At 69.1% G+C, this 25,428-nt stretch carries 17 protein-coding genes and 3 pseudogenes; 12 read left to right on the top strand and 8 right to left on the bottom strand.

Annotation, left to right across the window (positions count from 1 at the left end):
- Positions 1-7: 7 nt before the first annotated feature.
- The 3 genes and pseudogenes from ACFY0T_RS41395 to ACFY0T_RS41385 form a co-directional block, all read right to left on the bottom strand.
- Positions 8-418 (bottom strand): ATP-binding protein, encoded by a 411-nt coding sequence (locus tag ACFY0T_RS41395; protein ID WP_388883440.1) that lies wholly within the window; start codon positions 416-418, stop codon positions 8-10.
- An 848-nt stretch (positions 419-1,266) separates the two neighbouring features.
- Positions 1,267-1,740 carry a DUF1348 family protein gene (locus ACFY0T_RS41390; RefSeq protein WP_388883281.1) on the bottom strand — a complete coding sequence of 158 codons (474 nt, stop codon included), beginning with the start codon at positions 1,738-1,740 and terminating at the stop codon, positions 1,267-1,269.
- 491 nt (positions 1,741-2,231) lie between these two features.
- A pseudogene (locus ACFY0T_RS41385) lies at positions 2,232-2,378 on the bottom strand (IS5/IS1182 family transposase); the annotation flags it as partial.
- A 201-nt stretch (positions 2,379-2,579) separates the two neighbouring features.
- Here ACFY0T_RS41385 and betA point away from each other — a divergent pair.
- Positions 2,580-4,250, top strand: a complete 1,671-nt coding sequence (gene betA / locus ACFY0T_RS41380; protein ID WP_388883279.1) for a choline dehydrogenase — start codon at positions 2,580-2,582, stop codon at positions 4,248-4,250.
- Between the two features lie 3 nt (positions 4,251-4,253).
- Positions 4,254-5,090, top strand: a complete 837-nt coding sequence (locus ACFY0T_RS41375; RefSeq protein ID WP_388883277.1) for a 5,10-methylenetetrahydrofolate reductase — start codon at positions 4,254-4,256, stop codon at positions 5,088-5,090.
- Between the two features lie 248 nt (positions 5,091-5,338).
- On the opposite strand, the gene purU is transcribed toward ACFY0T_RS41375, so the two are convergent.
- Positions 5,339-6,211, bottom strand: a complete 873-nt coding sequence (purU, locus tag ACFY0T_RS41370) for a formyltetrahydrofolate deformylase (protein ID WP_388883275.1) — start codon at positions 6,209-6,211, stop codon at positions 5,339-5,341.
- Between the two features lie 219 nt (positions 6,212-6,430).
- Between purU and ACFY0T_RS41365 the strand changes: the two genes are divergently transcribed.
- From ACFY0T_RS41365 to ACFY0T_RS41320, 10 genes are all read left to right on the top strand, one after another.
- On the top strand, positions 6,431-7,900 hold the full coding sequence (locus ACFY0T_RS41365; protein WP_388883273.1) for an aldehyde dehydrogenase family protein: 1,470 nt from the start codon (positions 6,431-6,433) through the stop codon (positions 7,898-7,900).
- Positions 7,901-7,920: 20 nt separating this feature from the next.
- A complete protein-coding gene (locus ACFY0T_RS41360; RefSeq protein WP_388883271.1) occupies positions 7,921-9,009 on the top strand; it encodes a glycine betaine/L-proline ABC transporter ATP-binding protein in 1,089 nt (362 codons plus the stop codon).
- Positions 9,009-11,018: an ABC transporter permease gene (locus ACFY0T_RS41355; protein ID WP_388883269.1), complete on the top strand. Its 2,010-nt coding sequence runs from the start codon at positions 9,009-9,011 to the stop codon at positions 11,016-11,018. Before ACFY0T_RS41360 ends, ACFY0T_RS41355 begins: the two co-directional genes overlap by 1 nt.
- Before the next feature lie 13 nt (positions 11,019-11,031).
- The gene (locus ACFY0T_RS41350; protein WP_388883267.1) at positions 11,032-12,000 is read left to right on the top strand and encodes an ABC transporter substrate-binding protein; all 969 of its coding nucleotides are present in this window, start codon (positions 11,032-11,034) and stop codon (positions 11,998-12,000) included.
- 237 nt (positions 12,001-12,237) lie between these two features.
- The gene (locus tag ACFY0T_RS41345) at positions 12,238-14,676 is read left to right on the top strand and encodes an FAD-dependent oxidoreductase (protein WP_388883265.1); all 2,439 of its coding nucleotides are present in this window, start codon (positions 12,238-12,240) and stop codon (positions 14,674-14,676) included.
- Positions 14,677-14,712: 36 nt separating this feature from the next.
- The gene (locus tag ACFY0T_RS41340; RefSeq protein ID WP_388883263.1) at positions 14,713-15,573 is read left to right on the top strand and encodes a bifunctional methylenetetrahydrofolate dehydrogenase/methenyltetrahydrofolate cyclohydrolase; all 861 of its coding nucleotides are present in this window, start codon (positions 14,713-14,715) and stop codon (positions 15,571-15,573) included.
- Entirely contained in the window at positions 15,570-16,862 is a 1,293-nt protein-coding gene (glyA, locus tag ACFY0T_RS41335) for a serine hydroxymethyltransferase (RefSeq protein WP_388883261.1), read from the top strand. Before ACFY0T_RS41340 ends, glyA begins: the two co-directional genes overlap by 4 nt.
- The gene (locus tag ACFY0T_RS41330) at positions 16,859-18,091 is read left to right on the top strand and encodes a sarcosine oxidase subunit beta family protein (RefSeq protein WP_388883259.1); all 1,233 of its coding nucleotides are present in this window, start codon (positions 16,859-16,861) and stop codon (positions 18,089-18,091) included. The genes glyA and ACFY0T_RS41330 overlap by 4 nt, the downstream gene beginning before the upstream one ends.
- A gap of 12 nt (positions 18,092-18,103) precedes the next feature.
- Entirely contained in the window at positions 18,104-21,397 is a 3,294-nt protein-coding gene (locus ACFY0T_RS41325) for a sarcosine oxidase subunit alpha family protein (protein ID WP_388883257.1), read from the top strand.
- On the top strand, positions 21,390-21,992 hold the full coding sequence (locus tag ACFY0T_RS41320; protein WP_388883255.1) for a sarcosine oxidase subunit gamma: 603 nt from the start codon (positions 21,390-21,392) through the stop codon (positions 21,990-21,992). Before ACFY0T_RS41325 ends, ACFY0T_RS41320 begins: the two co-directional genes overlap by 8 nt.
- Before the next feature lie 71 nt (positions 21,993-22,063).
- Here ACFY0T_RS41320 and ACFY0T_RS41315 read toward each other — a convergent pair.
- From ACFY0T_RS41315 to ACFY0T_RS41300, 4 genes and pseudogenes are all read right to left on the bottom strand, one after another.
- Positions 22,064-22,228, bottom strand: a pseudogene (locus tag ACFY0T_RS41315) (AraC family transcriptional regulator); the annotation flags it as partial.
- 1,002 nt (positions 22,229-23,230) lie between these two features.
- Positions 23,231-23,587, bottom strand: a pseudogene (locus ACFY0T_RS41310) (S9 family peptidase); the annotation flags it as partial.
- Between the two features lie 60 nt (positions 23,588-23,647).
- Entirely contained in the window at positions 23,648-24,238 is a 591-nt protein-coding gene (locus ACFY0T_RS41305; RefSeq protein ID WP_388883253.1) for a hypothetical protein, read from the bottom strand.
- A gap of 465 nt (positions 24,239-24,703) precedes the next feature.
- The gene (locus tag ACFY0T_RS41300) at positions 24,704-24,994 is read right to left on the bottom strand and encodes a hypothetical protein (protein ID WP_388883251.1); all 291 of its coding nucleotides are present in this window, start codon (positions 24,992-24,994) and stop codon (positions 24,704-24,706) included.
- Between the last annotated feature and the right edge of the window lie 434 nt (positions 24,995-25,428).

Raw genomic sequence — 25,428 nt, 5'->3', positions numbered from 1 at the left:
GCCTCGCTCAAGCGGGCACAAGGCCCGCCCGGGACGACTCGGCCGGTGCGGTGGCTACGCGAAGGCCGGCGCGGTCCCGTCGGCGATCGGGCTCCTCAAGTGTTTCGGTCCAGTCCGCCAGGAGTTCGATGATGCCCATGCCGCGGCCGTGCTCGTCGCAGGGACCGGCGCAGCGGGGGGCGGGCGAGGGCGCCGAGGCGCCCGAGTCTGCAACCTCAATGCACACGGCCCAGCCTTCGAACGTGAGGCTCACGGTCATGTCGGCCCGTCCGTGCACGGCTGCGTTCCCCGCAAGCTCACCGACGATCAGCAGGACGGAGTCCTGGTCCTCTGGGGCAACGTCCCATCGGGCCAAAAGAGACGCCGCAAAGTGGCGGGCTGTGCACACCCAGCGTTCCTCGGAGGGAAGGGCGATCATGCCGTGCCGGTACATGTCCGTAAGAACGGAAGACGGCACAGGAGTCGCAAGGGCGGCCCGGGGCCGCCCGTTGGGCGCGCGCAGGGCCGCCAGCGGGAGTTGTGCTGCGGATTGCGAGAGGGTCACGGGAACGCCCCATTTGAACTTTCCGGGCCCCGCATCGGGGGCGCACGTTCTGCGGATTCTTTGCCCATGGCCCTGGACTGGGTCGGCGTCAGGGTCGAGGCGGCGGCCCCGCGGCGCTCGTGGCGGCTGAACCGGCAATTTGCCCGGTCAACGGCGGAAGTGTCGTGAGGCTCCACTCGAGAACGCTCGTTCTCACGGTCTGCCGTCAGATTATAGAACGATGGTTCTCCGCGCAAGAGTGTCGGGGGAGATTGCTGAATCTGGAGCAGCGTCCCACGATCATTGCAGGTGAGAGCGTCATCAGGGTCTGCGGGGAAGTCCTGCCCACCCCGGTGAGCGGCAAGTGATGGGGAGCGCAAGACAGCCGCCCCATCACGGCCCCGGTCGGCGGTCGCCGGTCGGCCAGGACAGCCCGCATGCGTTGCACGTCGCGCCGCGTACCGGCGCCGACGCACGATGATCAGGACGCTCTCCACCGGTCAGGCATCGTCCGAGAGCCGTTCATCACGGATCTCGGCCTATCGCAAGGAGCTCCGAATGCCGTCCGCGATGCTGTGGCGGGGCTCCCAGCCGAGGAGCCGCTTGGCGCGGTCGCAGCGCGTGAAGGCACCGGCCGCGTCGCCGTGGCGGGGGCCGGTTGGCGGTCTCTGCCGCAGGTGTGGTCTCTCCCCACGGGACCCGCCGTAGATCCGGCGCTGGATCTACGGCGGGCGATCGGGCGGTCAGAGGCCGAGGTCGCTCAGGCCGGGGTGGTCGTCGGGGCGGCGCCCGAGCGGCCAGTGGTACTTGCGCTCCGACTCCTTGATGGGGAGGTCGTTGATGCAGGCATAGCGTCGTCGCATCAGGCCGTTGTCGTCGAACTCCCAGTTCTCGTTGCCGTAGGAGCGGAACCAGTTGCGGGAGTCGTCACGCCATTCGTAGGCGAAGCGCACGGCGATGCGGTTGCCGTCGAAGGCCCACAGCTCCTTGATGAGCCGGTACTCCAGCTCCCGGTCCCACTTGCGGGTGAGGAAGGCGATGATCTCGTCGCGGCCGGTGGCGAACTCCGCGCGGTTCCTCCAGCGCGAGTCCACGGTGTAAGCCAGGGCGACCTTCTCCGGGTCTCGGGAGTTCCAGCCGTCTTCTGCCAGGCGGACCTTCTCGATGGCGGTCTCCCGGGTGAACGGCGGGAGCGGCGGGCGTGGATTGTCGGTCATGTTGTCTCCTTGGGTTCGTGCCGTATCGCCACAGGCGCGGGGGCCGTTGGCACGGGCAGAGAACGATCGTTCTCACCTTCGAGTCCAACCGTATGAGAACGATGGTTCTCCCGCAAGGGGGTGTGGCATACGAAGTCTCAAGATCCGAGGGATCTGGGGCGGGTGGCAGCTCTTTGGCAGCCCTGCGCCTCTTGCAACATCTCTTGCGCGAGCCCTTCAAGCAGGAGCAACGTTTCCGCAGGTCAACCATGGTTTTCGAGTATGGTTTGGGGTCTGACATCCCCTCTACTGCCACTTTCCCGCGCCGGTTGGACGATGAGTGAGGGACGTGGGCGTGGTCGAGCGGCGGCCTCGGGGATCGGGGCGCGGCCTGGAACTCTGCTCCGCGTCGGCTCCGCCGCCGCGCTCGGCCGGTGCGGGGCGCCGGGCCTGGGGGCCCGGGCGGGTCGGGGTCTTGAACTCCGGTGCGAGACCGTGAGGCCTTTTCAATCTCACGTTGCTCCGTGGTGGAGGACGAGGACGGCCTTCAGGATGTCCGTGATCCGGTTGGTGCTGCAGCGCAGTTTGCGGAGCAGGCGCCAGTCCTTCGGAACGGCCATGGCTTGCTCGCCAACGCAGGGGATCTTGGCGTGGGTGTGTTGCGGCGCCCGCAGAGCGTCCGAGCAGGTCCGACGCAGCGTGTGTATGCCCCGCTGCTTTCCGCGCAGTAAACAACACCAGCGCAAGTAACGGCGTCGAAACGTAGACCTTGCAAGTTGCGTGGCTCGCAACCTAGTGCGTATAGCGATACCCGTACTAGCATGCCACGCGTATCTACGGCGCGAGCGAGACGAGGCACTATGGCTCCCCTGCAATACGACTTCGTCATCGTCGGCGGTGGATCGGCCGGCAGTGCACTGGCGAACCGACTCTCCGCCGACCCGGGCAACAAGGTGCTGGTCCTGGAGGCCGGCCGGCCCGACTATCCGTGGGATGTCTTCATCCACATGCCCGCGGCGCTGACCTACCCGATCGGTAGCCGGTTCTACGACTGGAAGTACGAGTCCGAACCCGAGCCCCACATGGGCGACCGGCGCATCTACCACGCGCGCGGCAAGGTGCTGGGTGGTTCCAGCAGCATCAACGGCATGATCTTCCAGCGCGGCAATCCTATGGACTACGAGCGCTGGGCCGCCGATGCCGGCATGGAGTCCTGGGACTACGCGCACTGCCTGCCGTACTTCAAACGGATGGAGAACTGTCTCGCGGCCGACCCCGACGACGAGTTCCGCGGCCATGACGGCCCTCTCGTCCTCGAACGCGGCCCCGCCTCCAACCCGCTGTTCACCGCTTTCCTCGAGGCCGTCCAGGAGGCGGGCTACCCCCGCACCGACGACGTCAACGGCTACCAGCAGGAGGGCTTCGCCCCCTTCGACCGCAACGTCCACCGGGGCCGCCGACTGTCGGCCTCGAAGGCGTACCTCAAGCCCGCGAAGAAGCGGCCCAACCTCACCATCACCACCCGCGCCTTGGTCACCCGCGTCCTCTTCGAGGGCAAGCGTGCCGTCGGTGTCGAGTACCGGCGCGGCCGCGGCAAGCCCCAGCAGGTGCACGCCCGCGAAGTCATCCTCTGCGGCGGTGCGATCAACTCTCCTCAGCTGCTCCAGCTCTCCGGCGTGGGCAACGCCAAGGAACTGAGCGCGCTCGGCATCGACATCGTCCACGACCTCCCGGGCGTCGGCGAGAACATGCAGGACCACTTGGAGGTGTACATCCAGTACGCCTGCAAGCAGCCTGTCTCCATGCAGCCGTACATGGCGAAGTGGCGCGCCCCCTTCATCGGCCTGCAGTGGCTCTTCCGCAAGGGCCCGGCCTCGACCAACCACTTCGAGGCCGGCGGCTTCGCCCGCAGCAACGAGGACGTGGACTACCCCAACCTGATGTTCCACTTCCTGCCCATCGCAGTCCGCTACGACGGCTCCTCGCCCGCCGGCGGGCACGGCTACCAGGTGCACGTCGGGCCCATGTACTCCGACGCCATCGGCTCGGTGAAGATCAAGAGCAAGGATCCCGACGAGCACCCGGCGCTGCGCTTCAACTACCTGTCCACCGAACAGGACCGCCGCGAGTGGGTCGAGTCGATCCGCGTCGCCCGCAAGCTCCTCAACCAGCCCGCGCTGGCCCCGTACAACGACGGGGAGATCTCACCCGGCCCGTCCGTGGAGAGCGACGAGGAGATCCTCGCCTGGGTCGCGAAGGAGGGCGAGACCGCCCTGCATCCCTCCTGCACCTGCAAGATGGGCACCGACGAGATGTCCGTCGTCGATCCCACCAGCATGCGGGTGTACGGCGTGGAGGGGTTGCGTGTCGTCGACGCGTCGGTGATGCCCTATGTCACCAACGGCAATATCTACGCGCCGGTGATGATGATCGCGGAGAAGGCGGCGGACCTCATCCTCGGCAAGGAGCCGCTGGCCCCCTCCAAGGCCGCGTACTACCGGCACCGCGACGCCCGGAAGCAGGCCGGGTAGACCTTGGGCGCCGAAGGGTTCCGGACGCTGCTGCACAGCGTCCGCTACGAGGTGCTGCCCGCGAGGGCGACCGAGGACAAGGTCCTCGCCCATGTCCCGCGCGACGTCGTCGTCACCGTGACGGCGTCGCCGGTCAAGGGCCTGGAACCGACGCTCGATCTCGCCAGCCGGCTCGCGACGCACGGCTATCGCGTCGTCCCGCACGTGCCCGCGCGGCTGCTGCAGGACGACGCGCACCTGAAGGACGTCGTCGACCGGCTCCTGGAGGCGGGCGTCGACGACGTGTTCGTCCCGGCGGGCGACGCCGATCCGCCGGCCGGGACCTATACCGGAGCACTGCCCGTGCTGCGCAGGCTGAGTGAGCTGGGCAGCCCCTTCGCTCGCGTCGGCATCACGGGTTATCCCGAGAGCCATCCGCTCATCCACGACGACATCACCATCCAGGCGATGTGGGACAAGCACACGCACGCCACGTACGTCGTGAGCAACCTCTGCTTCGACCCGCGCGTGCTGGGTGACTGGGTCGGCCGGATACGCCGCCGCGGTGTCACCCTGCCCGTGCACGTGGGCGTCGCGGGCCCCGTGCAGCGGGCCAAGCTCCTGTCCATGGCGGCGAAGATCGGCGTGGGGGAGTCCACCCGCTTTCTGACCCGGCACGCCTCCTGGTTCCTGCGCTTCGCGGCGCCCGGCGGCTACTCGCCCGAGCGGCTGCTCGCCCGCTCCGCGGGCGCGCTCTCTTCCCCCGCGGCGGGGGTGGCCGGCCTGCACCTCTTCACCTTCAACCAGATCGCCGAGACCGAGCGGTGGCGCTGCGCGCTGCTTGACCGGCTCGGGGGCTGAGTCCCGCTCCTGCGCCGTTGGCCCCGGTGATGGGTGTCCGGGGTCCACCGGGCCTTGCTAGGGGCTGCGCCCCCAGACCCCCATTGGCCTGAACGGCCTCGTCCTCAAACTCCCCCACTCTCGGCTTCGCTCGAGCGGGGGGACCCCCACGACGGGCTGTCACGACGGGCTGATTTACCCTCCCGGAGCGCGTATACAACGCCGGGCGGGGGCTGGAATCCAGCCCCCGCCCGGCGATCGCGTATGGCTCAGCGGAAGACGACCGTGCGGTGGCCGTCCACCATGACGCGGCTCTCGCTGTGCCACTTCACCGCATGCGCGAGCACCTGCGCCTCCACGTCCCGCCCGACCGTGACCAGCTCCTCGGGGTCGAGCGAGTGGTCCACCCGGACCACGTCCTGCTCGATGATCTGTCCCTCGTCCAGGTCCGGTGTCACATAGTGCGCCGTCGCGCCGACGAGCTTCACCCCGCGCTCGTACGCCTGGTTGTAGGGGCGCGCGCCCTTGAAGCTGGGCAGGAAGGAGTGGTGAATGTTGATGGCGCGGCCCTCCAACTGCTTGCACAGGTCGTCGGAGAGGATCTGCATGTAGCGGGCCAGCACCACCAGATCGATGTCCAGCTCGCGCACGAGCTCCAGCAGGCGCGCCTCGGCGTCGGCCTTGGTGTCCTTGGTCACCGGGATGTGGTGGAAGGGAACGCCGTAGGTCTCGGCCAGGCCCTCGAAATCCCGGTGATTGGAGACAATCGCGGGGATCTCGATATTGAGGGCGCCGGTGCGCCGGCGGAAGAGCAGATCGTTGAGGCAGTGACCGAACTTGGACACCATGATGAGCGTCCGGGTCGGGGTCGAGGCGTCCCGAAGGCTCCAGGAGATCCGGTAGGCCTCGGCGACGGGCCCGAATCGGTAACGCAGATTTTTCAAGTCGGCGTTTGGATCGGAAACGTCGAAGTGGACCCTCATGAAGAAACGGTCCTCGAGTCGATCATCGAACTGCTGGCTCTCCAGGATGTTGCCGGAGTTCCTGACGAGGAAGCCGCTCACGGCGTGGACCAGTCCGGCGCTGTCCGGACACGAGAGAGTGAGGACGTACTCACGGCCAGGATGCGGTCGAGGTGACATGTGCAGCCTCCGTCGGTGCGTATTGCACAACATGGTGAGCGATACGCAACATGGTTGGGCTTGGCGCGGCGTGTGGTCAAGAGCGGCCGGGCAACTGCCCGCATGGTGAAATCGTCATCCGCCAACCCCTTGACGTATGTCCGCACATTCGCCAGGGTGTTCCACCACAAGCAATACGGTGCACGATGCGCAACGGAATTCGCTCGAAGGGCTCCACACGTGGCAGACCTGTATGTGGACGGAGAATGGCGCGATCCGGTGGCCGGAGGTCACCGGGAAATCCGCTGTCCCGCTGACGGCACGCTCGCCGCGACCGTATCCGAGGGGACGCGTCCCGATACCGAGGCCGCGATCGCCGCGGCCCGCCGGGCCTTCGACGAAGGACCCTGGCCGCGCACCCCCGAGCGGGAGCGCGGTGCGCTGCTACTGCGCACCGCCGACCTCATGGAGCGCGACGCCAAGGAGTTCGCCCGCGCCGAATCGCTGGACACCGGCAAGCGGCTGGTGGAGAGCGAGTACGACATCGCCGATGTCGTCTCCTGCTTCCGCTACTACGGCGGGATCGGGGGCACCGACGCCGGCCGGGTGATCGACACCGGCCGCGACGACGCCGTCAGCCGCGTCGTCTATGAGCCGGTCGGCGTGTGCGGACTCATCACCCCCTGGAACTACCCGCTGCTCCAGGCGTCGTGGAAGGTCGCGCCCGCCCTCCTCGCGGGCAACACGATCGTCCTCAAGCCCAGCGAGCTCACCCCTTCCACCTCCATCCTGCTGATGAAGGCCCTTCAGGAGGCCGGGCTCCCGGCCGGCGTCGCCAATCTCGTCCTGGGCAACGGGCCCGAGGTGGGCGCACCGCTCTCCGAGGACCCGGCCGTCGACCTGGTCTCCTTCACCGGGGGCCTGCAGACGGGCAAGAGGATCATGGCCACCGCCTCCTCGACCGTGAAGAAGGTGGCGCTGGAGCTCGGCGGCAAGAATCCCAACGTCGTCTTCGCCGACGCCGATTTCGAGACGGCCGTGGACTTCGCCCTCACGGCCGTCTTCCTGCACTCGGGGCAGGTCTGCTCGGCCGGTGCCCGCCTGATCGTCGAGGACTCCCTGCACGACGCCTTCGTCGACGAGATCGTCCGCCGCGCCCGGCAGATCCGCCTCGGCGGCCCCTTCGACGCCGAGGCCGAGACCGGACCGCTGATCTCCGCACAGCACCGGCAGAAGGTCGAGGCGTACGTCGCGGCGGGCCTCGCCGAAGGCGCGGTGCTGCGCTGCGGCGGCGCACGCCCCGATGACCCCGCGCTGGCGAACGGCCACTACTACCCGCCCACCGTGCTCGACGAGTGCCGCCAGGACATGCGGGTGGTGCACGAGGAGTCCTTCGGTCCCGTGCTCACCGTCGAACGCTTCCAGGGCGAGGAAGACGCCGTACGCATCGCCAACGACACCGAGTACGGACTCGCCGGAGCCGTCTGGACGCAGGACGCCGGGAAGGCCCAGCGGGTCGCCCGGCGGCTTCGCCACGGCACGGTGTGGATCAACGACTACCACCCCTATGTGCCGCAGGCGGAATGGGGTGGCTTCGGGCATTCGGGCGTGGGCCGGGAGCTGGGACCGACCGGCCTGGACGAGTACCGAGAGCCCAAGCACATCTGGCAGAACATCCAACCCCGGCCGCAGCACTGGTTCCGCGGCTGAACGCCGAAAAGAGGTCGATCGTGACCCCAGCACAGACCGAGGTGCCGCAGCGGCGCGGCACGCCCCAGGACTCGGCCCCCACCCCGGTCATATCCGTGCGCAAGCTGTGGAAGGTGTTCGGGCCGAAAGCCGACCAGGTACCGGACTCCGCGGAGCTGTGCGGGCTCACCCGCCGTGAGCTGATGGACCGCACCGGATGCACCGCCGCCGTGCGCGACGTGAACTTCGAGGTCTCGCCCGGCGAGGTCTTCGTCGTCATGGGCCTGTCCGGCTCCGGCAAGTCCACGCTGGTGCGATGTCTGACCCGGCTGATCGAACCCACCGCCGGGGAGATCGTCTTCGAGGGCGAGGACATCCGCGACGCGGACGACAAGCGCCTGCGCGAACTGCGGCGCAGCAAGTTCTCCATGGTCTTCCAGCACTTCGGGCTGCTGCCCCACCGCCGGGTCGTCGACAATGTGTCCTTCGGCCTGGAGATCCGCGGCATGGGCAAGGCGGAGCGCACCAAGCGGGCCCTGGAGGTCGTCGAACTGGTCGGCCTCTCCGGCTATGAGAACTCCTACCCCGACCAGCTCTCCGGCGGCATGCAGCAGCGCGTCGGCCTCGCCCGGGCGTTGGCCGGCGATCCGGACGTGCTCCTCTTCGACGAACCGTTCTCGGCGCTCGACCCGCTGATCCGCCGTGACATGCAGAACGAGGTCATCCGCCTGCACCACGAGGTCGGCAAGACGATGGTGTTCATCACCCACGACCTCTCCGAGGCGCTGAAGCTGGGCGACCGCATCCTCATCATGCGCGACGGCAAGATGGTCCAGTGCGGTACCGGCGACGAGTTGGTAGGCGCCCCGGCCGACGACTACGTACGCGACTTCGTCAAGGACGTGCCGCGCGGCGACGTACTGACCCTGCGGTGGATCATGCGCCCGGCGGAGCCCCACGACGCCCTGGACGGTCCCGAGTTGGGCCCGGACGTCGTGGTGAGGGAAGCCACCCGGGCGGTGCTGGCGGCGGAGAAACCGGTCAAGGTCGTCGAGCACGGCAAGCTGCTCGGCATCGTCGGCGACGAGGAGATCCTCGCGGTGGTCGCAGGGCAGGAAGGCGACATGTGATGACCGTCGCCGTGGAGAAGCCCGAGAAGGCAGACAAGACAGACAAGGTCGAGAAGACCGCGCCCGTCGCGGGCGCACGCAGAGTCAGCCGCGGCATGGTGGTGGCCGCGATCCTGGTCGCGTGGCTGGTGCTCTTCGCCGTGCTGCGCGGCAAGCAGACCCTGACGCTGGCGGCGGCGGACCTCACGGATCTGCACCGCTGGTTCAACGACGTCAACGACTCGATCGGCGCCGACCGCAACTCCAACCCGCTCTTCCTGTACTTCTTCAACGAGATCCGCCTGGTCATCGACAATCTGGTGACCTTCATCCAGGACCTGATCTCCCAGCCGTCCGCCGACCGCCCGGTCCCGCAGATCGGCTGGCTCGGCGTCGTCGGCATCGCCGGCTATGTCTCCTGGGCCGTGGGCAACTGGCGGGTCGCACTCCTGGCCGTGGCCGGCTTCACCTTCTTCGGGCTGCAGGGCCTGTGGCAGGAGAGCATGGACACCCTGGCGCTGACCCTCTCGGCGGTCTTCGTGGCGCTGCTGTTCGCCATCCCGCTGGGCGTGTGGGCGGGGCTGTCCGACCGGTTCAACCGGATCATGACGCCCTTCCTGGACTTCATGCAGACGATGCCGACCTTCGTCTACCTGGCCCCGCTGACCCTGTTCTTCCTCATCGGCCCGGCCTCCGCCACGATCGCCACCCTGATCTACGCGGCGCCGCCGGCGATCCGCATCACCGCGCACGCCATCCGTTCCGTACCGGAGACCACCGTCGAGGCGGCCGACTCGCTGGGCGCGACGCGGCGGCAGGCGCTGCTGAAAGTCCTGCTGCCGATGTCCAAGCGGACCGTGGTGATGGGCGTCAACCAGACCATCATGGCCGCCCTGGCCATGGTGACCATCGCGGCCCTGATCGACGCACCCGGCCTCGGAAAGACCGTCGTCCAGGCCCTGCAGTCGCTCGACGTCGGTACGGCCTTCAACGCGGGCCTGGCCATTGTGGTGATGGCCATCGTCCTGGACCGGGTCACGACCGCGGCGAGCGCACGCGCGGAGGCGGCCCGGCGCTCGGGGAACCGCTTCGCCACGTGGCGGCGGCCGCTGCTGGCGGCGGGCGCAGTGGTTGCGGTGGTGCTGATCTACATGTCGCACACGTACCTGTGGGCAGCGGAGTTTCCCGGCGAGGGCAGCACCGGCAGCAACATCGCGAGCGCGGCGGACAGCGTGACCACGTGGGCGCAGGACAACCTGTCGGGGATCACGAACGCGTTCCGCGACGTGATCACCAACGGACTGCTCAATCCCTTCCAGACGGTGCTGACCGACTCCCCGTGGTGGCTGGTCGGCGCGGTCCTGATCGCCCTCGGCACGGTGCTCGGCGGATGGCGCGCCGGGGTCACCGCGGCGGTCTGCGTGGGCTTGCTGGTCGGCACGGGCGTCTGGTCGGACAGCATGACGACGCTGGCGTCGACCGCCGTGGCGACCGTGCTGGTGATGCTGCTCGGTGTCGTCTTCGGAGTGTGGATGGGGCGCAGCATGCTGGTGGACCGGCTGCTGCGGCCCACTCTGGACGCGGCGCAGGTCATGCCGCCGTTCGTCTATCTCGTGCCGTTTCTCGCGCTGTTCGGCGCGACGCGGTTCACGGCGATCGTCGCCGCCGTCGTCTACGCGGTGCCGGTCGCCATCAAGATCATCGCGGACGGAGTGCGGGCCGTGCCCGAGACCACCGTCGAAGCGGCCACGGCTGCCGGGTGCAACACCTGGCAGATCATCACCAAGGTTCAACTGCCGATGTCACGCAGTGCCCTGACTCTTGCGACCAACCAGGGCCTGATCTACGTGCTGTCGATGGTTGTGGTGGGCGGCCTGGTAGGAGCGGGCGCCCTCGGCTACGACGTCGTGGCCGGATTCTCGCAGGGCGAGCTGTACGGCAAGGGGCTGGCGGCGGGGCTCGCCATCGTACTGCTCGGAGTCATGTTCGACCGGATCACTCAGGCAGCGGCGCGACGTACGAGCGCATAAGGGAGCACTGACCATGGCAAGGCAAGCAAGACAGTGGAGAGTCGGCGCGGCCGGCATAGCGGTCCTCGGCCTCACTCTCACCGCCTGCGGCGGTGCGAAGGTCGGTGACAGCTCCGCCGGCTCGGGCAGCTCGGGCAAGTGCGGCACCTTCAATCTCGCCGTCAACCCGTGGGTGGGCTATGAGGCGGACGCGGCGGTCGTCGCGTATGTCGCGGAGCAGAAGCTCGGCTGCAAGGTCAACAAGAAGGACCTGAAGGAAGAGATCGCCTGGCAGGGCTTCGGGACGGGTGAGGTCGACGCCGTCCTGGAGAACTGGGGGCACGACGACCTGAAGAAGAAGTACATCACCCAGCAGAAGACCGCCGTCGACGCAGGCCAGACCGGCAACAAGGGCATCATCGGCTGGTACGTACCGCCGTGGCTGGCCAAGGAACACCCCGACATCAAGGACTGGAAGAACCTGAACAAGTACGCGTCCAAGTTCAAGACTTCCGAGTCGGGCGGCAAGGGCCAGCTCCTCGACGGCGACCCGTCGTACGTCACCAACGACGAGGCGCTGGTGAAGAACCTGAAGCTGGACTTCAAGGTGGTGTACGCGGGCAGCGAGACCGCGCTCATCCAGGCCTACCGGAAGGCCGAGAAGAACAAGGAATGGGTGATCGGCTACTTCTACGAGCCGCAGTGGTTCCTGTCCGAGGTGCCGCTGGTCAAGGTCGATCTGCCCGCGTACAAGACGGGCTGTGACGCCGACGCGGCGAAGATTGCCTGCGACTATCCCGTGTACAACCTCGACAAGATCGTCAGCGCGAAGTTCGCCAAGTCGGGCAGCCCCGCCTATGACTTGGTGAAGAACTTCAGCTGGACGAACGACGACCAGAACGTCGTCGCCAAGTACATCGCGGTGGACAAGATGTCGGCCGAGGCGGCGGCGAAGAAGTGGGTCGAGGCCAACCCCGACAAGGTCGACGCCTGGATCAAGTAGGGCACACCGCGGCACCGCGCCGGAGCTGGAGCGTTGCCGCACGAACGACCCGGAAACCCGCCGGAACGGGCCCGGCAGGCTGCGCTGGCAGCCTGCCGGGCCCCGTCGCGTTTCGGGCTGTTTTCCGACGTCACGGACCCCTTGACACCCACTCCTCGCGACGGGCACATTGAGTTGCGCAACCTGAAGCATGTTGCGCAGACAGCAACTGGACTGCTTTTAGTCGGAGGTGCGGCGATGGCGGGACCCCGAGTGGTGATCATCGGAGCGGGCGTCGTGGGAGCGGCCCTCGCGGACGAGATCTCCGCGCGAGGCTGGACCGAAGTGACCGTGGTCGACCAGGGCCCGCTCCCCGCCACCGGGGGCTCCTCCTCGCACGCCCCGGGCCTGGTCTTCCAGACGAACTCCTCCAAGACCATGACCGAACTGGCCCGCTACACCGTCGAGAAGTTCTGCTCCCTCGACGTCGACGGCAACCCCTGCTTCCTGCAGGTCGGCGGCCTCGAAGTGGCCACCACCCCCGAGCGCCTCGCCGAACTGCACCGCCGCCACGGCTGGATCACCGCCTGGGGCATCGAGGCCCGGCTGCTCAGCCCCGAGGAGTGCGTCGAGCAGCACCCTCTGGTGAACCCGGACAGGGTCCTCGGCGGCCTCCTGGTCCCGACGGACGGTCTCGCGAAGGCCGTTCTCGCGGTCGAGGCACAGATCCGCCGCGCCACCGAGCGCGGCGTACGCTTCCTCGCCCGCCACGAAGTCCTCGACGTGCAGCAGAGCGAGGGCCGGGTGACCGGCGTCCTCACCGACCAGGGCGAGATCCCCGCCGACATCGTCGTGTGCTGCGCCGGCATCTGGGGCCCGAAGATCGCCCGCATGGTCGGCATGAACCTCCCGCTCACCCCGCTCGGCCACCAACTGGCCTGGACCGGCCCCGTACCGGCCCTGGCGGGCCAGACCGAGGAGGCGGTGCGCCCGATCCTGCGTCACCAGGACGCCGACCTCTACTACCGCGACCGCTTCGACGGCCTCGGCATCGGCTACTACGGACACCGACCCATGCCCATCTCCGCCGACGACATCCTCTCCGTGGACGAGGCCGACGAGATGCCGTCGGTCCTGAAGTTCACCGAGGACGACTTCGCGGACGCCTGGACCGAAACCCAGTCCCTGCTCCCCGCAACCGCGGAGGCCAAGGTCGAAGAAGGCATCAACGGCCTGTTCTCCTTCACCACCGACGGCCTGCCCCTCCTCGGCGAATCCCCGGACGTCAAGGGCTTCTGGGTCGCCGAGGCGGTCTGGGTCACCCACTCCGCCGGCGTCGGACGGGCCGTGGCGGAATGGCTGGTCGACGGCTACTGCTCGTCCTTCGACCTGCACGAGTGCGACGTCAACCGCTTCGAGCCGCACCAGCTCGCCCCGGAGTACGTCCTGGCCCGCGACTGCCAGAACTTCGTCGAGGTCTACGACATCCTGCACCCCCTCCAGCCGTCGGGGGACCCGCGCCCGATCCGCACCAGCCCCTTCTACGCCCGCCAGCAGGAACTCGGCGCCTTCTTCCTGGAGGCGAACGGCTGGGAGCGCCCGCAGTGGTACGAGGCCAACGCCGGCCTGGTCGAAGGGCGTTCCATCCCGACCCCCAACGACTGGGCCGCGCGCTACTGGTCGCCCATCGTCGGCGCCGAGGCGCAGGCCACCCGCGAGACCGTCGCGATGTACGACATGACGGCCCTCAAGCGGCTCGAGGTCAGCGGCCCCGGTGCCGCCGACTTCCTGGAGCGGCTGGTCACCGGCAAGGTCGCCAAGTCCGTCGGCTCCGTGACGTACACCCTGCTCCTGGACCACGACGGCGGCATACGCAGCGACATCACCGTCGCCCGGCTGGCCCGCGACCACTTCCAGGTCGGCGCCAACGGCAACCTGGACCTCGACTGGTTCTCCCGCCACCTCCCCGCCGACGGCACGGTCCAGGTCCGCGACATCACCCCCGGTACCTGCTGCATCGGCCTGTGGGGACCGCTCGCCCGCAAGGTCCTGCAGCCGCTCACCGATGCGGACTTCTCCAACGACGGCCTGAAGTACTTCCGCGCCAAGCGCGCCCACATCGGCTCCGTCCCGGTCACCGCGATGCGTCTGTCGTACGTCGGTGAGCTCGGCTGGGAGCTGTACACCACCGCCGACCTGGGCCAGAAGCTGTGGGACACCCTGTGGCAGGCGGCCCAGCCGCTGGGCGGCATCGCGGCCGGCCGCGGCGCCTTCAACAGCCTCCGCCTGGAGAAGGGCTACCGCTCCTTCGGCACCGACATGACCTATGAACACGACCCCTACGAGGCCGGAGTCGGCTTCGCCGTCAAGCTCGACAAGGACGACTTCATCGGCAAGGCCGCACTCGAGCGGCGCAAGGCCGACGTACGGCGCAAACTGACCTGCCTCACGATCGACGACCCGCACTCCGTCGTCATGGGCAAGGAGCCGGTCTACGACGGCGAGAGCCCCGTCGGCTATGTCACCAGCGCCGCCTACGGCTACACCATCGGCAAGGGCATCGCTTACGCGTGGCTCCCCGCGGAGCTCGCCACCCCCGGTACCACCCTGCACATCGGCTACTTCGACCAGCGCATCGCGGCGGTCGTCGCCGAGGAGCCCCTGTTCGACGCGACCATGTCCCGGCTCCGTGGCTGATCCACAGCGTCGGCTTCGACGGAAGGAGCACCGTCGGTGACCGCACAGCTCCTCGACGGCAAGGCGACCGCCGCCGAGATACGCCGCGAACTCGCCGAGCGCGTGGCCAAGTTGACCGCCATCGACGGCCGCCCGCCGGGGCTCGGCACCGTCCTGGTCGGCGACGACCCCGGCAGCCACGCCTACGTAGGCGGCAAACACCGGGACTGCGCGCAGATCGGCGTCGCCTCCCTGCGCCGCGAACTGCCCGCCGACGCCACGCAGCAGCAGGTCGAGGACGTGATCGACGAGCTCAACACCGATCCGGCCTGCACCGGCTACATCGTCCAACTCCCGCTCCCGCGCCACCTGGACGCGAACGCCGTACTGGAACGCATGGACCCGGCCAAGGACGCCGACGGCCTGCACCCCGTCAACCTCGGCCGGCTCGCCCTGGGCGTCGAGGCCCCGCTGCCGTGCACCCCGCGCGGCATCGTCGAACTGCTGCGCCGGTACGACGTGCCGCTCGCCGGAGCGCGGGTGTGCGTGATCGGCCGGGGTATCACGGTCGGACGGCCCATCGGACTGCTGCTCACCCGCAGGTCCGAGAACGCCACCGTGACCCTGTGCCATACCGGCACCAAGGGCCTGGCCTGGCACGTGCGCGAGGCGGACATCGTCATCGCGGCCGCGGGCTCGCCCGGGCTGATCACCAAGGACATGCTGCGCCCCGGCGCGGCGGTCCTGGACGTCGGCATCACCCGCACCGACCTCGGGCTGGTCGGCGATGTGCACCCGGACTCCGCCAAGGTCGCCGGATGGCTCGCGCCGATGCCCGGGGGCGTAGGACCCATGACGCGGGCGATGCTGCTTGCCAATGTCGTCGAGGCCGCCGAGAGGAACGCGAACGCCGTATGAACGCGCTGAACACCCCCCTGGCGGAGCTGGACCCCGAGGTCCACGCCGCCCTCGCCGCCGAGCTGCACCGCCAGCAGTCCACCCTTGAAATGATCGCCTCCGAGAACTTCGCGCCCTCCGCCGTGATGGAGGCGCAGGGCTCGGTCCTCACCAACAAGTACGCCGAGGGCTACCCCGGCCGCCGCTACTACGGCGGATGCGAACACGTCGACGTCACCGAGCGGTTGGCGATCGACCGCATCAAGTCCCTCTTCGGTGCGGGCTACGCCAACGTCCAGCCGCACTCGGGCGCCCAGGCCAACACCGCAGTCTTCTTCGCCCTGCTCCAGCCCGGCGACACGATCCTCGGCCTCGACCTCGCGCACGGCGGGCATCTCACCCACGGGATGCGCCTCAACTACAGCGGCAAGATGCTGAACGTCGTGCCGTACCACGTGGCCGAGACGGACCACCTCGTCGACATGGACGAGGTCGAGCGGCTCGCCAAGGAACACCGCCCCAAGATGATCATCGCGGGCTGGTCGGCGTACCCCAGGCAGTTGGACTTCGCGGCCTTCCGGCGGATCGCCGACGAGGTGGGCGCCCTGCTGATGGTCGACATGGCGCACTTCGCGGGCCTGGTCGCCGCCGGACTGCACCCCAGTCCCGTACCGCACGCCCATGTGACCACCACGACGACGCACAAGACGCTCGGCGGTCCGCGCGGCGGGGTCATCCTCACCAATGAGGCCGACCTCGCCAAGAAGATCAACTCGGCGGTGTTCCCCGGTATGCAGGGCGGGCCGCTGGAGCACGTCATCGCCGCGAAGGCGGTGTCGTTCAAGGTCGCCGCGTCACCCGAGTTCGCCGAGCGTCAGGCCCGTACGCTGGCCGGTTCCCGCATCCTCGCCGAACGGCTCACCCGCGCCGACGCGGCGGCCGCCGGGGTGAAGGTGCTCACCGGCGGCACGGACGTCCACCTGGTCCTGGTCGACCTGCGCGACTCCGAACTCGACGGCAGGCAAGCGGAAGACCTGCTCCACGAGATCGGCATCACCGTCAACCGTAACGCCGTGCCCTTCGACCCGCGCCCACCCATGGTCACCTCGGGCCTGCGCATCGGCACCCCGGCACTGGCCACCCGCGGGTTCACCGAGGAGGACTTCGTCGAGGTCGCCGACGTGATCGCGCTGGCCCTCCAGCCCGAGCCCGACATCGCGGCGCTGCGCGCCCGCACGGAGGCGCTGGCCGCCAAGCACCCGCTCTACGCGCACCTTTCAGATCCTTCAGAAGACGGAGACGTCCGATGAGCCCCCGCACCCCCGGCGCCGAGCTCCCCGAACACCCGGACTGGCTGTGGCGCACGCCCGAGCCGAAGCGCTCGTACGACGTCGTCATCGTGGGCGGCGGCGGACACGGCCTCGCCACCGCCCACTACCTGGCGAAGAACCACGGCATCACCAACGTCGCCGTGCTGGAGAAGGGCTGGCTGGCGGGCGGCAACATGGCCCGCAACACCACCATCATCCGCTCCAACTACCTGTGGGACGAGAGCGCCGGCATCTACGAGCACGCGCTCAAACTGTGGGAGGGACTGGCGGACGAGCTCGACTATCCGATCCTCTTCTCCCAGCGCGGCGTGCTCAACCTCGCCCACAGCCTCCAGGACGTCCGCGACAGCGTGCGCCGCGTCGAGGCCAACCGGCTCAACGGCGTGGACGCCGAATGGCTCGACGAGCAGCAGGTCAAGGACGTCTGCCCGATCGTCAACATCTCGCCGGACGTGCGCTATCCGGTCCTGGGGGGCACCTACCAGCCGCGGGCCGGCATCGCCAAGCACGACCACGTCGCCTGGGGCCTGGCCCGCTCGGCAGACGCCGCGGGCATCGACATCATCCAGAACTGCGAAGTGACGGGCCTCGACATCGTCGGAGGCCGGGTCGTCGGCGTACAGACCACGCTCGGCCCCATCGCGGCGGGCAAGGTGGCGCTCTGCTCGGCCGGCCACACCTCGGTGCTTGCCGCCATGGCGGGCATCGAACTGCCGCTGCAGAGCCACCCGTTGCAGGCACTCGTCTCCGAACTCCTGGAACCGGTGCACCCCACGGTCGTCATGTCCAACGCGGTCCATGTGTACGTCAGCCAGGCACACAAGGGCGAGCTCGTCATGGGCGCGGGCATCGACTCGTACAACTCCTACACCCAGCGCGGTGCTTTCCACATCATCGAAGAGCAGATGTCCGCCGCCCTGGAACTCTTCCCGGTCTTCGCCCGCGCCCATGTGCTGCGCACCTGGGGCGGCATCGTCGACGTCAGCCCCGACGCCTCGCCCATCGTCGGACTCAGCCCGGTCGACAACCTCTACCTCAACTGCGGCTGGGGCACTGGCGGATTCAAGGCAACCCCAGGCGTCGGCTGGGTCTACGCCCACACCATCGCCCACGACACCCCTCACCACCTCAACGCCCCCTTCTCGCTCGACCGTTTCACCACCGGCGCGCTCGTCGACGAGCACGGCGCGGCCGCGGTGGCCCACTAGGGAGCCGAACCCATGCTGCTCATCCCATGCCCGTGGTGCGGGCCCCGTGACGAGGCCGAGTTTCACTACGGCGGCCAGGCACACGTGCCCTACCCCGAGGACCCCGCGGCCCTGACCGACGAGGAGTGGGCCCGGTACCTGTTCTTCCGCGACAACCCGAAGGGCCCGTTCGCCGAGCGGTGGAGCCACGCGGCGGGCTGCCGCCGCTGGTTCAACGCGGTGCGGGACACGGGGACGAACGAGATCCTTGCCGTCTACCGGGCAGATTCAGCCCGTCCGGCGCTTGAGGACGAGCCCGTCAGGGCGACGGCGGTCCGGGGGCAGAGCCCCCAGCGGGGCCCAGGGGCGGAGCCCGTGCCACGCGGCGGCCGTATATCGGATGCAGCGGGAACGGGCGGGATGGGGGAGACACCTGCCCCGGCCACCGCCCCGCACCCGGCGATGAAGCCGCACGTCTCCGATGGCGCCACCGCCACGCAACCGTTCCGGCTGCCCACCGGCGGACGCCTCCACCGCGACGAGCGGCTGAGCTTCGTCTTCGACGGGAAGTCGTACTACGGCTTCCGTGGCGACACCCTCGCCTCCGCCCTCCTCGCCAACGGCGTGATCCAGGCCGGCACCAGCATCAAGCTCGGCCGCCCCCGAGGCATCTTCTCGGCAGGAGTCGAAGAACCCAACGCCGTCATCCAGATCGAGGCCCCCTTCCCCGAGCCGATGCTGCCCGCGACGACCGTGGAGCTGTACGACGGTCTGGTGGCGAGCAGCCTCCCCGGACAGGGACGCCTCGCCACCGAGCCGGACCCGGCCCGCTACGACGCCGTCCACGCGCACTGCGACCTGCTCGTCGTCGGCGCCGGACCGGCCGGGCTCGCCGCCGCGGCAGCCGCCGCCCGCAGCGGAGCACGCGTCATCCTCGCTGACGACCAGCCGGAGTTGGGCGGCAGCCTGCTGGGCTCGAGTCCGCTGGGCGCGGGCGAACTCGCCGACTGGGTGCAGGAGATCGGCGCGCAGCTCGACGCCGCCCCCGAGGTCCGCGTGCTGCGCCGCACCACCGTCTTCGGCCACTACGACGACAACCACCTCCTCGCCGTCGAGCGCCGCACCAACCACCGCGGCGCCGAGGCCCCCGAGCACGTCTCCCGCGAGCGCGTCTGGCGTATCCGCGCCCGTCGCGTCGTTCTTGCCACCGGCGCCCACGAACGCTCGCTGGCCTTCGCGGACAACGACCGCCCCGGCGTGATGCTGGCCGCCTCGGCCCGCGCCTACGTCAACCGCCACGGCGTCCTGCCCGGCCGCCACGCCGTCGTCTTCACCACCAACGACAGCGCCTACGCCGCCGCGTTGGATCTCGCCGCGGCCGGTGTGGACGTAGCGGCGATCGTCGACACCCGCCCCGAGGCGGGGGAGTGGGCCCACCGTGCCCGCGAGGCCGGGATCGAGGTGCTGACCGGGCATGCCGTCACCGGCACGGAAGGCGGCGCGCGTCTCACGGCGGTGACCGTCGCCCCGTACGGGGAGTCCGCAGGGAACCGGGAGTTCGCCGCCGACCTGCTGCTGGTCTCCGGGGGCTGGAACCCGGTCGCGCACCTGTTCAGCCAGGCGGGCGGAAAGCTGCGCTACGACGAGGCGCTCGGTTCCTTCGTCCCCGACACCTGCCGCCAGTCCGTCGAGGTCGCGGGCAGCGCGAACGGCGTCCTTGACCTGGCCGGGGTCCTCGCGCAGGGCGCGGCCGCCGGTGCCCGTGCGATCGAGGCCGAGGGCTACACCTCCGAGGTGCCCCGCCTTCCCGACGTGGCCGCCGAGCCGTACACGCCGCCCATGCAGGTCTTCCTCGTCCCCGGCGCCGCCGGCGCACCGCGGTTCGTCGACCTCCAACGCGACGTCACCGTCGACGACTTGGCCCGCGCGACCGGTGCCGGTCTGCGCTCGGTGGAGCACACCAAGCGCTACACCACGGCCGGCACCGCCAACGACCAGGGCAAGACCTCAGGAGTCCTGGCCAGTGGCATCGTCGCCGAACTCCTCGGCGTGGACATCTCCGCCCTCGGCACGACGACGTTCCGGCCGCCCTACACCCCCATCTCCTTCGCCACGCTCGCGGGACGCGACCGCGGAGCCCTCCACGACCCGGTCCGCGTGACCGCCCTGCACGACTGGCATGTCATGCACGGGGCCCTGTTCGAGAACGTCGGCCAGTGGAAGCGGCCCTGGTACTACCCGCAGGACGGCGAGGACAGGGACACCGCCGTGCTACGCGAGTGCGCCGCCGCCCGCGAAGGCGTCGCCTTCATGGACGCCTCCACCCTCGGCAAGATCGACGTACAGGGCCCGGATGCCGCCGTCTTCCTCGACCGGCTCTACACCAACATGATGAGCAACCTGAAGGTCGGCATGATCCGCTACGGCGTCATGTGCCGCCTGGACGGCATGGTCTTCGACGACGGCACCGTCATCCGCCTCGCACCGGACCGCTTCCTGGTCACCACCACGACGGGCAACGCGGCCGCCGTCCTGGACTGGATGGAGGAATGGCTGCAGACCGAGTGGCCCGAGCTGCGCGTCCACTGCGCCTCCGTCACCGAGCAGTGGGCCACCGTCGCCCTGGTCGGCCCCCGCTCCCGCGACGTCCTCGGCGCGCTCGCGCCCCAACTGGCCGTGGCCAACGACGACTTCCCGTTCATGGCATGGCGGGAGACGACCGTCGCCGGCATCGAGGCCAGGGTGTGCCGGATCAGCTTCTCCGGCGAACTCGCGTACGAGATCAACGTGTCACCGTGGGAGGCCCTCGCCCTGTGGGAGGCGCTGTACGAGGCCGGCGCCCCGTACGGCATTACCCCGTACGGCACCGAGACCATGCACGTCCTGCGCGCGGAGAAGGGCTACCCGATCATCGGCCAGGACACCGACGGCACCGTCACCCCGCACGACCTGGGCATGAGTTGGGCGGTGTCGAAGAAGAAGCCCGACTTCATCGGCAAGCGCTCCTACGCCCGCGCCGACGCTGTCCGCCCCGACCGCAAGCACCTGGTCGGCCTGCTCCCCGAGGACCCGGGCACCTTCCTCCCCGAAGGCACCCACCTGGTCGCCGACAGCGTGCTGCCCGCCCCGCCCGTCCCGATGCTCGGCCATGTCACCTCCAGCTACCGCAGCGCGGCGCTCGGCCGGACCTTCGCCCTCGCCCTGATCAAGGGCGGCCGGGACCGCATCGGCGAGCGGCTCTACGCCCCCGTCGGCGACCGGCTGGTCCCGGTGACCGTCGCAAGCCCCGTCCTCTACGACCCCGAGGGAGCCCGCCGCGATGGCTGACACCGCCCTTACCGTCCCGCGCCGCAGTCCCCTGTCAGGGGCCGCCGATCGCCTGGCCGCCGCAACACGCACTTCCCGGGGCGCGGTCAGGCTCGCCGAACTCCCCTTCCTGGCCCAGGTCAACGTCCGGCTCGACGCCAAGGGAGCGGCGGCGGACGCCATCGGGCTCGCGCTGGGCCTCCAACTGCCCCTCGAACCCAACACCGTCGTACGCGCAGGGGAGCTGACCGCTGTGTGGCTCGGCCCCGACGAATGGCTGGTGGTGGGTCCGCCCGGCAGCCAGCGGGACCTGGAGAGCCGGATCAGGGCGGCGAGCGGCGACGAGCCCGTGTCTGTCACCGACGTCTCCGCCCAGCGCACCACCCTCCTCGTCGCGGGTCCACGCGCCCGCGACCTGCTGGCACACGGCTGCCCGCTGGATCTGCACCCGCGTGTCTTCGGCGCCGGATGCTGCGCCCAGACCACCCTGGGCCGTACACAGATCGTCCTGGTCGCTCGGGACGAACCCAGGGCCGGATTCTGGGTACTGGTCCGTTCCTCCTTCGCCGGCTACCTGGCGGACTGGCTGCTGGACGCGGCGGCGGAATACGTCTGAACGAGCTCAACAGGGCGTTATCTTCACAGCAGTTGGGAGGAGGCCGCGGCCGACAGGCCGATGTTGTCCGGATCCGTCGCCTCCTCCGACGGCGGCGAGGTAATCGAGCGACGGGCCGGCACGACCACCGTGCCCGCCCGGGAGATCGCCTTCAGGCCGTACGGCGGGGTGAGTTCCAGACCCTGCGGTCCGCAACGGCCTTCTTCGCCGGCCGCCGCGAGCAAGCGGCGGCGCGGATCGTTGGACCACCGGCGCCGCTCAGCTCACGTCTGCACTGCGGACCGGATCCGCCACGTCACCCCCTGACCGCCGGGGGGCCGCGAGCACACGCTGCGGCAGCCCACCGGGACCCGCCGTGCGGGGGAGGCCTGATGGCACGCACCGGCATACAGACCAGCCCCAGGCGCCGCCTTTCGTGCCGGTCCGCCGCCGCGGCCGGTCCTTCGAGGGCGCGGCCCGCAGATGAAGTCGGCCTCTCCGACCAGGACCAGCGTGGGCGCGCCAACGCCGGACAGCTCCGCTCGGACGTGGAAAGGCGGGCCTTCGCCCCGCGAGGGTGCGGCATATATGCGCAGTCCATGGCCGAGCAGGGCGATCTCGCGCAGTGCGAGGTGCTCGATCACCGCGTGTAGGGGCATGCGCAGATACTCCCAGTCGATGCCGGGCCCTCCGGAGCGGGCGATGCACACGGGACCTGTGCCGGCGACGTGGTAGCGCTGCTCGGTTCACACTTCCCAGATGCTGCGCCCACGATCGACCACACTCAAGACATTGTGAAGCATGTCATGACACTGATACGGGGATCCGCCGCGAGGCACTCGCACTTACATCGATTCGGTGATTTGTCCCGTTTCAAGCTGGCAAGGCATGCGGGCATATCGGGCAAAAGGTGCCGAATTGTTGATCCGCCCACGCCGAACACTGTCTTCGCGTCAGTGTCGGATCGGTCAGTAGGAAAGCAAAGCTTTGATAGGCTGATCACAGCGTTCCGGGTGCCGTGGACACATCCCCCGTGATCGGTGTCCGGAACGCGACACCTGCGACTAGAGCCCGCAGGTGCAGCGCCCGGGCGCCACGCGATCCCCCGATGGGTGGCGCCCGGGAGCATCCACCGCCCCGTTGGCCCAGCTGGCGCCACAGAGGCTGTCGACTGCTCCGCAGAGACCTTGGGCCCGATGGCGCCCCGCAGGCCTTTGTTTCGGACGGAGGGACGGGAACCGGCCGCGGGCGACGGCTCGCAGAGTCCGGGCCTGCCGCAGGTAGCCGTCGTCGCTCACTTCGGCGATGCGCAGTTCAGCCGCGTCCCAGGGCAGGTGGGGGTGGTCCCAGGCAAGCCATGCGGCGCGGCGTCCATCGGGCGACAGCCGTGCCTGGGAGATGAAGCGGTGTGCTGCCGACGACAGTTCCCGGACGGCCAGGCGGTCTGCGGCCGCCGACCCGTTCAGGGGCACCGCGGCGTGGATGCGCCGGACATCACCGCCACCCTTGCCGGTGAACTCCTCCAGCACACAGCGGACTTCGCCCTGCTCGAGATCCACAACCGGCTCGGCCCAGCGAAGACCGCCGCCCACCGGCGTCAGCGGAAAGGGGGCGCTGGGCAGACCCCGCTCGATACGGAAGGCGTCCAGCCTGCTGCCGGTTGCGGGGGCTGCCGTCTAGGAACGCTTGGCGCGGTAGAGGCCCCGGCCGGTCCGCTGGACACGGGAGGTACCGACAAGGCGGTCGAGGGTGCTGCGGACGCCGTTGATGCTTCCGCTGTCGGTGTCACGGCCGAGCGCCGCGGCAACATCACGGGCCCGCACGTCTACGTCGCCGACGCTCGCGAAGTACTCCATGATCTGCTCGGTGAGCTTGCCGTATTGCTTCTGCCCGTCCGTGTCTGTGCCGGCAGCAAGAGGACGTTTCGCGGCCTTGCCGCTCTGCGGCTTCCGAGGCTGCAGCGCGGCCTTCGTTGTGGTGTCCGCAGGCTCGGCGGAGACACTGTCGGTCTGCGGTTCGGCGGTCGCCAGAGCTTGGCCGCGCTGCGTGCCTGCAGCACCGGCCGTAGCCGTCGAGGCCGCAACGGCTGCGTTGAGCATCAGGGTCTCGAGGGCACTGAGGGCCCGCTGCACCGAGCCGAGATGCGCCACGACCGCGGCCAGTTCCCTTTCCAGCGCCTGCTTCTGGACCTGCAGGCGGGCAAGTTCCTCTTGAAGGCTCTCAGCGGTGATCTCAATGTTATGCGCCGTGTCGCTTACAGAGACCATGTGTTCCTCTCATCCTCAACCCCTCGTGCCGCGCCCAAGACTCACGTGCGGTGCCGCTCGGTCTGAACGCGGGAATGGGTTCCCCCGGACATCATATGCAGTGACCCGTTCTGAATGTAGATGCACCAGACGGGCCCCACTGGTTCCCGACAGACGCAACCCACTGATGACGGGACGCGAAACAGGGCAGGTCACCGTGGAGCCGGAAGGCTGTCCCGGAGGCAGTGGGAACGGCCGACCCACCGGAGGATGCTGAGGACAGTGCGGCACACACTGAGTAAAGTATCACACCGATTATTGCCACTGGTTGCGGCAGGCGCAACGGGTATGAAAACGGTGGTTGTCAGTAGTCTGATGGTCTTCGGCCCGCCTTCTTCCGAGTGCAGCCCCGAAACCGGTGGACGGACCACGCCGCCCACCGGTATGTGCGGGCCGAGTCCTGCCGGCCGTTCCGCACTGTCGCGGTCAGCAGGGCGTGGAACGCTTCGCCGCCTCCCCGGCGTCGTCGGTGGGACCGTCGGCGTCCTTGCGGCCGGATGGCCCGCACTGATCTGCGTTGTCTGCAGCTTGGGGGGAGGCGGAGGATGTGCGGCGCAGCAGGCGCAGCGCGTCGGAGACTGCCTTGATGCGTGCGTCGACAGTGTCAATTTCCTCTTGAAGCAGGCGGACGCGGGCCTCGAGCAGAGCGGCTTCGGCTGCCAGAGACACGCTGGAGGCGGCAGGATCGGAGTGTTTGTCAGGATCTCGGGGCATCATGCGTCTTTCTTCGGCTCAAGCCGGGAGTCGTACGAAACCTTGGGGGACGACTGGGACCTGGCGATGCGGATGCCCTGAGGCTGGCCCGGCCGGCCAAGGGACCCGTGCACAGGTGTCGCACGGATACATCGGCGAGCCCTGACTTCTGAGGCCATACGTGCTCCCTTCCTCGCTGCGAGGGCTTGTGCGGGTGGCGTGCAAGCCGCCACCCGCATTGACCGAACAGCTGCGGGAGCTGTGACAGCCGCGCGCTGGATGCCACGCCTCGTGTTCGCCCAGCGTGGCTGAAAGGCCCTCTCCAAGGAGCGTCGGGGGGGGGGCCCCCCCCCCCCCCCCCCCCCGCGGGGGCCAAAAACCCCGAGGTTAAAAGGGGGGCGAGTGGGGCAAAAACAAGGGGGGGCCCCCCGACCGCAAAAAAGTGTGAAAAGACCGGG

The sequence above is a fragment of the Streptomyces sp. NPDC001530 genome (assembly GCF_042894545.1).
Classification (GTDB): domain Bacteria; phylum Actinomycetota; class Actinomycetes; order Streptomycetales; family Streptomycetaceae; genus Streptomyces.
The sequence above is the reverse complement of the archived record's forward strand: the minus strand, read 5'-3'. Positions and strand labels throughout refer to the sequence as shown.